6 protein-coding genes and 1 pseudogene are annotated in these 10,782 nt (G+C 74.5%); 4 read left to right on the top strand and 3 right to left on the bottom strand.

What is annotated here, in order from left to right; genetic code table 11:
- Window positions 1–33 precede the first annotated feature (33 nt).
- The gene (locus ACWDRW_RS30400; protein ID WP_451728434.1) at window positions 34–453 is read right to left on the bottom strand and encodes a CBS domain-containing protein; all 420 of its coding nucleotides are present in this window, start codon (window positions 451–453) and stop codon (window positions 34–36) included.
- A gap of 70 nt (window positions 454–523) precedes the next feature.
- Window positions 524–2,977: a SpoIIE family protein phosphatase gene (locus ACWDRW_RS30405; protein WP_451728437.1), complete on the bottom strand. Its 2,454-nt coding sequence runs from the start codon at window positions 2,975–2,977 to the stop codon at window positions 524–526.
- 192 nt (window positions 2,978–3,169) lie between these two features.
- Between ACWDRW_RS30405 and lanKC the strand changes: the two genes are divergently transcribed.
- From lanKC to ACWDRW_RS30425, 4 genes are all read left to right on the top strand, one after another.
- The gene (gene lanKC, locus ACWDRW_RS30410; protein ID WP_451728440.1) at window positions 3,170–5,830 is read left to right on the top strand and encodes a class III lanthionine synthetase LanKC; all 2,661 of its coding nucleotides are present in this window, start codon (window positions 3,170–3,172) and stop codon (window positions 5,828–5,830) included.
- Window positions 5,831–5,886: 56 nt separating this feature from the next.
- On the top strand, window positions 5,887–6,003 hold the full coding sequence (locus tag ACWDRW_RS30415; protein WP_451728442.1) for a SapB/AmfS family lanthipeptide: 117 nt from the start codon (window positions 5,887–5,889) through the stop codon (window positions 6,001–6,003).
- 95 nt (window positions 6,004–6,098) lie between these two features.
- A complete protein-coding gene (locus tag ACWDRW_RS30420; protein WP_451728443.1) occupies window positions 6,099–7,889 on the top strand; it encodes an ABC transporter ATP-binding protein in 1,791 nt (596 codons plus the stop codon).
- Window positions 7,886–9,844, top strand: coding sequence for an ATP-binding cassette domain-containing protein (locus ACWDRW_RS30425; protein WP_451728446.1), 1,959 nt, complete (start codon window positions 7,886–7,888; stop codon window positions 9,842–9,844). Before ACWDRW_RS30420 ends, ACWDRW_RS30425 begins: the two co-directional genes overlap by 4 nt.
- On the opposite strand, the pseudogene ACWDRW_RS30430 reads toward ACWDRW_RS30425, so the two are convergent.
- Window positions 9,770–10,537 (bottom strand): annotated as a pseudogene (locus tag ACWDRW_RS30430) (LuxR C-terminal-related transcriptional regulator); the annotation flags it as partial. The gene ACWDRW_RS30425 and the pseudogene ACWDRW_RS30430 sit on opposite strands and share 75 nt — an antisense overlap.
- Between the last annotated feature and the right edge of the window lie 245 nt (window positions 10,538–10,782).

The raw sequence follows: 10,782 nt of genomic DNA on the forward strand, positions 1-10,782 counted from the left end.
TCACCATAGCGTCGTTTTGGCGTAACCGACTGGTCAGGTGTTGGGGCGGGCCACGCTGATGTCGCCCAGCGCCGACTCCGGGTCGCGCTCCATCGCCAGGTCGCCCAGGGAGACGATGCCCACGGGACGACCGTGGTCGACGACCGGAACCCGCCGTACGGCGTGCTCGCGCATCAGCCGTACCGCCTGGTCCAGTTCGTCGTCGGGCCCCACGGTGACCAGGTCGCCGCTGCACGCCCCGGCGACGGTCGTCTCCTCGGGGTCGCCGCCCTCGCAGACGGACCTGACCACCAGGTCACGGTCGGTGACCAGGCCGTGCAGCCGGTCGTCGTCCACCACCAGGACCGCTCCGAGGTCCCGGTCGCGCATGATGCGGGCCACCGCCGCCACGGAGGCCTGGGGGCCCACGGTGGCCGGGGCGCCGGTCATGATGTCGCGGACGTGCTGAGTCATGACGTACTCCTTCGTCGCGGGGTCGACGCGGCCCGGGTACCCCCGGCTCGGCGGCTCAGCGCCCTCCGGCTCAGTCGCGCAACTGGATCTCGCTCCAGACCTGCTTGCCGCCGCTGACCGGGAGCGTCCCCCAGGCCGTCGACATGGCCTCGACCAGGAGGATGCCGCGGCCTCCGGTGGCCTCCCAGCCGATGCTCCTGGGCTTCACCGGGCTGCGGGGCGAGGTGTCGGCGACCGCGACCCGCAGCCGGCTGTTGATCAGCGTGAGGTCGAGGCGGACCGGGCCCTCGGTGTGGACGAGGGCGTTGGTGACGAGCTCCGACACGACCAGCAGGACGGCGTCCGTCTGCTCGGCAAGGCCCCAGGAGCGCATGGCGCGCCGGGTGAAGCGGCGGGCGTGGCCGACCGCCTCCGGCACCCGCCACACGGTCCAGCTCTCCCGCCGCGGCCGCAGCTCCATGCCGTCGTAGCGCATGAGCAGCAGGGCGACGTCGTCGCTGCGCTGGGCGTTGCCGAGCAGGGCGTCGGCGACCAGGCCGAGGTGGGCTGGGTCGGAGCCGGCCAGCCCGCGGGCGAAGCGGTCCATCCCCTCGTCGATGTCGGCCTCGACGGACTCCACCAGGCCGTCGGTGGTCAGGGCGATCAGGGTGCCGCGCTGGAGCCGCAGCGGGCTCATCGGGAACTCGGCCTGGGTCATGACGCCGAGCGGGGGACCCCCCTCGGCCTCGGCGATGTCCGTTGCGCCGTTCGGGTGACGCAGCACCGGCGGCAGATGACCGGCGCGCACGCACCAGGCGGTGCCCTCCTCCAGGTCGACGTCGACATAGGCGCAGGTGGCGAAGAGATCGGTCTCCAGCTCCATGAGCAGCCGGTTGGCGTGGGAGACGACCACGTCCGGCGGGTGGCCCTCGGCTGCGTAGGCGCGCAGAGCGGTGCGCATCTGACCCATCAGGGTGGCGGCGGCCGCGCTGTGGCCCTGGACGTCACCGATGACGAGGGCGACGTGGTTGTCGGGCAGCGGGATCACGTCGTACCAGTCGCCGCCGAGTTCCAGACCCGCGGTGCTCGGCAGATAGCGGGCGACGGCCTCCGCGCCGGGCAGCCTGGGCAGTCGGCGGGGCAGCAGCTGGCGCTGGAGCATGCCGACGAGCTCGTGCTCGGCGTCGAAGGCGTGGGCGCGCATCAGGGCCTGCCCGGCGAGTCCGGCGGAGGCGGTGAGCAGGGCGCGTTCGTCAGGGCCGAAATGGTGCGGGGTGTCCCAGCCGATCAGGCAGGCGCCGGCCATCCGGCCCGCGGCGGGCAGCGGCAGGACGGCCAGGCCGCCCGGACCGACCTCGGCGAGGGCGGGTTCCAGCGGGGTGCCCGCCGGCCAGATCTGGGCGCGGCCCTCCCGCAGCGCGCCGGCGAGGGTCGGCATGGCGCGCACCGGCGCGTCCGGCCACTCGGTGCGCCACTCCAGGCGCCACAGCTCGGGCCAGGACTCCGGTTCGGGCGGGTCGAGGACGGTGACGACGAGACGGTCGTTCTCCAATTCGGCGAGCGCGATGCGGTCGGCGCGCAAGGGGGTGCGCAGCGCCGCGACCACGGCCTGGCTGACGTCACGGACGGTGCCGGCGGTGGCCAGGGAGGCGGCCAGGCGCTGCACGCGGGCCACGTCGGTCACGTCCGAGCGCAGCTTGGAGGCGTCGGCGACGGTGCCCTCGAGCCGGGCCGGCTGCCCTTCGCCGCCGGGCAGCAGCCGGCCGCGCAGCCTGAGCCATTTGGGCGGTCCCGTGGGCTGGAGCACCCGGAACTCCAGCTCGCGGTCGCCGATGGACATGTGGTCGGCCTCGACGACCGACATCAGCGAGGGCAGGTCCTCCGGCACCGTGAGACCGAGCAGGGTCTCCACCTTGCCGTCGAACCCCTCCGGCGCCATTCCGAACAGGTCGAGGATGTCGGCGCCCACGTCGACGCGGCCGGTGTCCATGGCGAGGCTGAAGGCGTTGGCGGGCAGCTCGCCGCCCTCGGCCCACTCGACGGGCGCGGGGTAGGCGACGGCACGGGCGATCAGGTCCAGGCAGTCGCGGTCCTCGGTGTCGAAGCCGTCGGGGTGTTCGCTGACGGCCACCAGACAGCCGGCGCCGTCCTCGCCGGGCGCGGGCAGGACCGCCAGGTGGTAGTCACCGGCCGCGGCCCGCCGGGACTGGGCGCGGTCGGCGAGTTCCTTGGGGCCGAGCCAGCCGGGCCGCCCGGCGCGGTGGGCGTCGGCCACCGGGGATCCGCCGGTGACCGCGTAGCTGTCCCGCAGCCCGTACTGGGTGCGCGGCGCCCCGGCCCATTCGACCAGGCACAGCAGCTCGCCGTCCTCGGTCAGCGTGTACACCGCGGCGAGGGAGGCGTGGGCGAAGACGAGAGCCTGTTCGAGGATGCGGCGCAGCCGGACGAGCGCGTCGGACCCGCCGGTGACCGTCGTGAGGGCATCTTCGGCACGCTGCCTTCTCGATCTGCGTCCCGCAGCGCCCTCGCCACCCACGTTGGCCATTACAGCGCTTATGAGACACCTGCGCAGCCCCTGTGACCGCCGTTCGACGCGGTCTTGAGCGAGAAGGGGCTCGAAAGCCACCCGAACAAGACTTAACGCATGCGTTCCGCACGGTGAGGTCGTGACACCCGTGACTGTCCAGGTCCATGGGCCCGCTGGAAGGCTCAGTGCCGGTTCCAGGGAAGGGGAGGCATGGACAAGCGGTACGAGGTGTACGCGCTCGCCGACCGGCACTTCTACGAGACGCCGGACCGGCTCTCGACGTCGGGCGGGGAGGCGGCACCCCTGTTCGAGGCGGCACGCCGGGCCGTGCCCGACGGGTGGGAGACCGCCCGCATCGGGGACTGGCTGACCTGGACGCCGCTCGACGCGGACGGCGCGCCGGCGACCGGACCGGCCCAGGGCTGGAAGATCCACGTGTCCGCCACCCGGACGAACGCGGAGCGGATCGCCGCGCTGGTGTGGGACTACTGCGTCGCCGCACGCATCCCGTTCAAGTTCCTGCCGGGCCCGCACCTGCTCCACTTGCGCAACGCCAAGTACGCCGGACGGGACGGCAGCGGCAAGTTCGTCACCGTCTACCCGGCCGACGAGGAGCAGCTGCACCGGGTGCTCAGCGAGCTGGGCGACCTGCTGAAGGGCTTCGAGGGGCCGTACATCCTCACGGACCTGCGCTGGCACGAAGGACCGCTCTACGTCCGCTACGGCGCCTTCGCGCGCTCCTTCGTCGTCGACGAACGGGGCTCGCTGGTGCCGGCGGTGCGCGACGGCGAGGGCCGGCTGGTCCCGGACCGGCGGGCTCCGTCATTCCAGGTTCCCGAATGGGTGAAGCTGCCCGAGTTCCTGGAGCCGCATCTGGCGGCCCGCAACACCACGACGGTCGGCGAGCTGCCGTACCGCATCGAGAAGGCGCTGCACTTCTCCAACGGCGGCGGGGTGTACTCGGGCACGGACAGCCGGGACGGGCGCCGGGTGGTCCTGAAGGAGGGGCGGCCGTACGCCGGGCTCGCCGCCGACGGGGCGGACGCGATCGCCCGTCTGGAGCGGGAGAAGGACGCGCTGGAGCGGCTGTCGGGCACCGGTGTGGTGCCCGAGGTGCGGGACTGGTTCACCCTGGGCGACCACCGGTTCCTCGTCATGGACTTCCTGGAGGGGCGCCCGCTCAACTCCTTCTTCGCCGAACGGCATCCCCTGCTCACCCGGGACCCCGATCCCGCGGCCGTCGCCGACTACACGGCGTGGGCGGTACGGGTCCACGGGATGGTCGAGCGGGCGGTGGCGGCGGTGCACGAGCGCGGGATCGTCTTCAACGACCTGCACGTCTTCAACATCATGGTCGCGCCCGACGAGGAGTCGGTGTCGCTGCTCGACTTCGAGGCCGCGGCGCCCGCGTCGGAGAAGGGCCGTCAAGTCGTCGCCCACCCGGGCTTCTTCGCGCCGCCGGACCGCACCGGCGTCGACGTCGACCGCTACGCGCTGGCCTGTCTGCGGCTGTCCCTGTTCCTGCCCGTCACCTCGCTCTTCGTGGTCGACCGGGCCAAGGCGGCCCATCTGGCCGAGGTGATCGCCGATCAGTTCCCGGATGTACCGCGGGAGTTCCTCGACGAGGCGGTCCGGGAGATCACCCGCGACGTGGTGCCGGGCGCGGCCTCCCCACCGGTTTCCGCCCCGACGCGCCAGGCCTCCGCGCCGCCCGGCGCCCTCGCGACGCCCAGCTCCTTCGTGGCTCCGGGAGACTGGCCCTTCAGCCGCGACTCCATGGTCAAGGCGATCCTCGCCTCCGCGACCCCGGAGCGCGACGACCGGCTCTTCCCCGGGGACGTGGCCCAGTTCTCCGACGGCGGCGGACTCGGCCTCGCTTACGGCGCGGCCGGCGTCCTGTACGCGCTGGACGCGGTCGGCGCCGAGCGCCACGAGGAGGGCGAACGCTGGCTCCTCGCCCGCACGGCCCCGCCCCCGGCCGGGACGCCGCTCGGGCTGTACGACGGTCTCGCCGGCGTCGCCTACGTCCTGGACCGGCTCGGCCACCGGCAGCACGCCCTGGACCTCGTCCACGGGATCCTCGCCGAGCGCTGGCAGAACCTCTCCTCCGACCTGTACGGCGGGCTGGCCGGACTGGGGCTGGTCCTCGGCGAGCTGGCCCGCACGACCGGCGAGGGGGAACTCGCCGAGCGGGCCGCCGAGGCCGCCGACATCCTCGTGGGACGGCTCGCGGAACCGCCCGCCGAGCGGCGGCGGCGCCGGGTCGGCCTGCGGCGCGGCGCGAGCGGACCGGCGCTGTTCCTGCTGCGGCAGTACGAACACACCGGTGATTCCCGGTTGCTGACGGCGGCCGGAGTGGCCCTGCGGCAGGACCTGGAGTGCTGCGCGACCCGCGAGGGCGGTGCGCTGGAGGTCGACGACGGCTGGCGGACCCTGCCCTACCTGGGCGACGGCAGCGCGGGGATCGGGATGGTCCTCGACGACTACGTCGCTCATGTCCCGGACTCCGCGGCGGAATTGGACGCCGCCCGCACCGGTGTGCTGGCCGCCGCGACCTGCCGGTTCTACGCCATGCCGGGCCTGTTCCAGGGGCGCGCCGGGATGATCCTCCACCTGGCCCGCACGAGCGCGCCGGGCGCCGAACCCCGGCGGCTGGCGGAGCAGATCGCCGGGCTCGGCTGGTTCTCGATGTCCTACCAGGGCCAACTGGCCTTCCCCGGGCACCAGATGATGCGGCTGTCGATGGACCTGAGCACCGGCACGGCCGGCTGCCTGCTCGCTCTCGGCGCTGCCCTGGACGCCCCGAAGACGGCACACCTGCCGTTCCTGCCGCCGCTCAGGCGGCCCACCGAACGCGGCTCCGCGAGCTGACGGAGTCGTGACACCCCATCCCGTCCCCACGGACACGAAATGACAAGGAGACCGTCATGGCCCTGCTCGACCTGCAGACGATGGAGTCCGAGGAGCACACCGAGACGACCGCCAACAGCACCGTGAGCCTGCTGTCCTGCGTCAGCACCACGAGCGTTCTGCTCTGTCTCTGACGCGCACCGCACGCTGAGGGCTCCGGGCGGCCGCTTCCCACGCGGGAGGGCCGCCCGGGGTTCTGCGTCCACCGAACGGTAAGAGGCGAGGCCGTATGACGCATCGCGCACAGAGCGAGCCGACAGCCGCGGACCGGGGCGGGGCCCGCGCCGAGCGGGCAGCGGCCGCGGCACCCGAGAAACACCCGACGACTCCCGCCGGAGGCGACCGCGCGCTCCCCGGACCGTTCGGCCCCGCCCCCGCCCGTGCCCTGACCCTCTGCCTGGTCAGCACGGCCGCGATCGGTGGCGGGCTGCTGCTGCCGGCCGCCCTGGGGCGCACGCTCGACCTGCTGCTCGCCGGGGCTCCGGCCACCCGCTGGATCCTGTACTGCACCGGGATCGTGGTCCTCCTCGCCCTCCTCGACGCCTGCCAGACCGTTCTCAGCGGCACGCTCGACGCCGGCACCACCGCCTGGCTGCGGCGCAGGCTGACCGGGCACGTCCTGGCCGTCGGTCCCCGGGCCGCGGAGCGGTTCGGCCCCGGAGACCTGGTGGCCCGGCTGGTCGGCAACGCGGCGCAGGCCGGAACCGCGCCCGGCGCCCGCGCCGCGCTGTTCGCCGCCCTCGCCGGACCGGTCGGCGGGATCGTGGCGCTGGCCCTGATCGACCCCTGGCTCGCGGCGGTGTTCCTCGCCGGGGCCCCGGTGCTGGCCCTGCTGCTGCGCACGCTGGGCCGTAACACCACGGAATGCGCGTCCCGGTACCAGCGGGTGCAGGGGCGTATCGCGGCCGCGCTCGCGGAGGCCGTCGGCGGCAGCCGGACCATCGCGGCGGCCGGGGTGGCGGAACGGGAGACGGCGCGGATCCTGCGGCCACTGCCCGAGCTGTCCCGGGCCGGGCACCGCATGTGGCAGGTGCAGGGACGGGCCGCCGGGCAGGCCGTGGCGGTGGCGCCGCTGCTCCAGCTCGGGGTGGTCGCCGTCGCCGGTGTGCTGCTGGCCCGGGGACGGCTCACGGTGGGAGAGGTACTGGCCGCCTCCCGGTACGCGGTCCTCGCGACCGGGGTCGGCCTGCTGGTCGGTCATCTCGCGGGCCTGGCCAGGGCCCGGGCGGCCACCGGACGGCTCGACGAGGTGCTGGCCGAGCCCGCACCCGCCCACGGCGGGCACCGGCTGCCGCCGGGACCGGGCCGTCTCGAACTGCGCGGCGTGACGGCGTTGCGCTCGGGGCGGACCGTGCTCGACGGGATCGACCTCGTCGTGCCCGGGGGGACGACGCTGGCGGTGGTCGGCCGTTCCGGCACGGGCAAGTCGCTGCTCGCCGCGGTCGCGGGACGGCTCGCCGAACCGGAGGCCGGGGAGGTGCGGCTGGACGGAACGCCGTTGCGTGAGCTGACCCGTGACGAACTGCGCCGGTCCGTCGGATACGCCTTCGAACGGCCCGCCCTGCTCGGAGACACGGTCGAGGACACCATCGCCCTGGGCGTGGCCGCGCCCTCCCCCGACGTCGTCCGCACGGCGGCCGTGACGGCCAGCGCGGACGAGTTCGTACGCCGCCTGCCCGACGGCTACGCCACCGCCGTCGCCGACGCCCCCTTCTCCGGCGGGGAGTGCCAACGGCTGGGCCTGGCCAGGGCGTTCGCCCACGGCGGCCGGCTGCTGATCCTCGACGACGCCCTCTCCAGCCTCGACACCGTGACCGAGGCCCGCATCACGGCGGCACTGGTGAACGGCGGCCCGGGCAGCACCCGCCTGCTGGTGGCCCACCGCGCGGCGACGGCGGCCCGCGCGGACACGGTCGCCTGGCTGGACGGAGGCCGCATACGGGCGGTGGGCCCGCACGAGGAGCTGTGGCGGGACCCGGAGTACCGGGCGGTCTTCGGGGGCGAGGAGGCGGCGGCATGAACGAGGGAGAGCCGGGACACGGGCTGCGGAGCGACGTGGCGGTCTCGCGGCTCGGGGTGCGGTTTCTGCGGGACCGGTGGCGGGTGCTGCTGCGGCTGGCCGGCTGGTCCGTGCTGGAGACCGGGCATACCTTCCTCACCGGGTACGCGCCGGCCCGTGCCCTGGACGACGGGTTCCTGGCCGGACGGACGCAGACCGGGCTCGCCTGGCTCGGGGTGGCCGCGCTCGGGGTGGTCGTCGGCGCGTACGGCACCGCCCGGGTGTACGCGGCGGTGGCGGCGCTCGTGGAACCGCTGCGGGACCGGCTCGTCGCCCGGGTCGTGTCGCGCGGGGTGCGCCAGGGGGACAGCGGGGCGCTGTCCGGGCTCACCCAACAGGTGGAGATCGCCCGGGACACGTTCGCCGGACTGGTGATGGTGTCGCGATCCTTCCTCTTCACCTCCGTCGGCGCGCTCGCCGGACTCCTCTCCCTCGATCCGCTTCTCCTGCTGGTCGTCGGCCCGCCGCTGATCGTCGGGATCGGCCTGTTCGCGGCGAGCCTGCGCCCCCTGGCGCGCCGGCAGGAGACCTTCCTCGGCACGGACGAGGCCCTGGCCGCCGACCTCGGTGCCGTCTGTCCCGGGCTGCGGGACATCACCGCCGCCGGGGCGGAGCACCAGGTCGCCGCCGGGACGGGCGGCCGGATCGAGGCCGAGCTGCGGGCGGCGCGCTCCCTCGCCCGCTGGGGCGTACTGCGTGTGGCCTCCCTCGCGGTCGGCGGTCAGCTGCCGATCGTACTGCTGCTCGTCGCCGCGCCCTGGCTCCTCACCCACGGCGTCACCGCCGGCGCCCTGGTCGGCGCGCTCGCCTACGTCACCCAGTCCCTGCTCCCGGCCCTCCAGAACCTCGTCCACGGCCTGGGCACCAGCGGTGCACGGCTGGCGGTGGTACTACGGCGGCTGGTGCGGGAGGACTCCGCGGGGGCAGGGGCGCGCGAGGAGCCCTCGCCCACGGCACTCCGCCCCCGCCTGGACAGCGGCCCCGGCGCGGGCACGTCCACCGGCCCGGGCGAGCGGCCCGGCCGCTCCCCCGCCCACGCCCCCGCCCTCTCCCTCTCCGCCGTCACCTTCGCCTACGGCCCCCACAGCGCCCCCGTCATCGACGAGCTGGACCTCGACCTCCGGGCCGGCGCCCACCTGGCCGTCGTAGGACCGAGCGGTATCGGGAAGTCCACGCTCACCGCGCTGGTGGCCGGGCTGCTGGAACCCCGGCACGGGACGATCAGGGTCGCCGGACGGCCCGTGACCGGGCCGGAACGCACCGCGCTACGGGTGCTCATCCCGCAGGAGGCGTACGTCGTCACCGGTACCCTCGCCGAGAACCTGGGCCTGCTGCGCACGGACCCCGTGCCCGAGGAGGAGCTGCTCGCCGCCGCCGACGCGGTCGGGCTCACCTCGCTGCTGGAGGCGCTCGGCGGGCCCGAGGGGCAGGTGGATCCCGCGGCCCTGTCGGCGGGGGAACGGCAACTGGTCGCGCTGACCCGGGCGTATCTCTCGCCCGCTCCCCTGGCACTGCTGGACGAGGCGACCTGTCACCTGGACGCGGTGGCGGAGGAACGGGCCGAGCGGGCCTTCGCGGCCCGCCCCGGCGGCACCCTGGTGGTCGTCGCGCACCGCATCAGCTCGGCCCGCCGGGCCGATCGGGTGCTCGTGCTGGACGGCCGACGAGCGGCCTACGGCACCCACGACGAGTTGGTGCGCCGCTCGGCGCCGTACCGGGAGCTGGTCGGCGGCTGGACGGGCGTATCCGCGAAGCGGTCAGACCCAGCCCTCGCCCTGCGAGATGCGGATCGCCTCGATGCGGTTGCGGGCCCCGGTCTTGCGGGTGATGGCCGCCATGTAGTTGCGCACGGTCCCGTGGGACAGGTGCAGGCTCCCGGCGATCTCCGCGACCGAGGCGCCCTCGGCGGCGAGTGACAGCACGCTCAGCTCCCGCCTGGTCAGCGGCATCTGCGCCGCCTTGAGGAAGCCGAAGCCGAGCGAGTCATTGACGAAACGTTCTCCCTGGGCGACGCGCCGAATGCCGCGCACCAGGTTCTCCGGCGTGCCCTCTTTGTCCACATAGCCGAGCGCCCCGACCTCGGCCGCCCGCTTGAGCAGGCCGGGCCGGTTCGCAGCGGCCAGCACCAGCAGCCGGGGCGGCTCGGGGTCGGGGCCGCGCGCGCACAGCTCGCCGAGCGGCGGGATGCCGTAGGCGTCCGAGCACTCCAGGTCGGCCGCGCAGACGTCCGGCCGCATGGACCGCACCCGCGCGGGCGCGCTGCTCCACGGGCTGTCGAAAACGGTGAGGTCGGGTTCCCGGCACAGCCATTCCGCCAGGACCGACCTCACTAAGCACGAGTCGTGCACCAACAGCACCCGGATCACTGCCGCCCCTTCAGTCCGCTGACGCCGGTTTCTCGGTGGTTGAGCGCGGGTCCCATTGTTAGCGCCCATCACTCCCCCCGGGCGCGCGGAGATCCGGCCACGCGGGTGCGCGGGGGCGCACACCCGGCGCCCGTACTCCCCGGCGCGCATCGAATGTGGGGGCATGGGCCGGGGACAAGGGGGTAAGCGGGCGCCACTCGTCGTCGCCCAGGGCGTGCACGCCGGTCGCCGGGCATCGGGCATCAGGCATCGGTCACGGTGCGCGCGAAGCCGCTTCGCCGGCTCGGGGACCGCTTCGCGGCGCCTGGCATGCCTTCAGCGTGCCGAGGGACCTTCGCTCGTGCCCGGCATGGCTTCACCGTGCGGAGGGCCCCTGCGCCGCGCCAGGCCCCTTGACCGTGCCCAGCGATCCCTTCCCACCGTGCCCAGCAACCCCCTCGCCCTGCCCAGCGCGCCCTTCCCACCGTGCCCAGCAACCCCCTCGCCCT

Source organism: Streptomyces sp. NPDC003635 (genome assembly GCF_053587635.1).

Excerpts from the sequence above, each read along its gene's own strand:
- ACWDRW_RS30400 (WP_451728434.1), bottom strand. The coding sequence starts at position 453 with ATGACTCAGCACGTCCGCGACATCATGACCGGCGCCCCGGCCACCGTG.
- ACWDRW_RS30405 (WP_451728437.1), bottom strand. The coding sequence starts at position 2,977 with ATGGCCAACGTGGGTGGCGAGGGCGCTGCGGGACGCAGATCGAGAAGG.
- lanKC (WP_451728440.1), top strand. The coding sequence starts at position 3,170 with ATGGACAAGCGGTACGAGGTGTACGCGCTCGCCGACCGGCACTTCTAC.
- ACWDRW_RS30415 (WP_451728442.1), top strand. The coding sequence starts at position 5,887 with ATGGCCCTGCTCGACCTGCAGACGATGGAGTCCGAGGAGCACACCGAG.
- ACWDRW_RS30420 (WP_451728443.1), top strand. The coding sequence starts at position 6,099 with ATGACGCATCGCGCACAGAGCGAGCCGACAGCCGCGGACCGGGGCGGG.
- ACWDRW_RS30425 (WP_451728446.1), top strand. The coding sequence starts at position 7,886 with ATGAACGAGGGAGAGCCGGGACACGGGCTGCGGAGCGACGTGGCGGTC.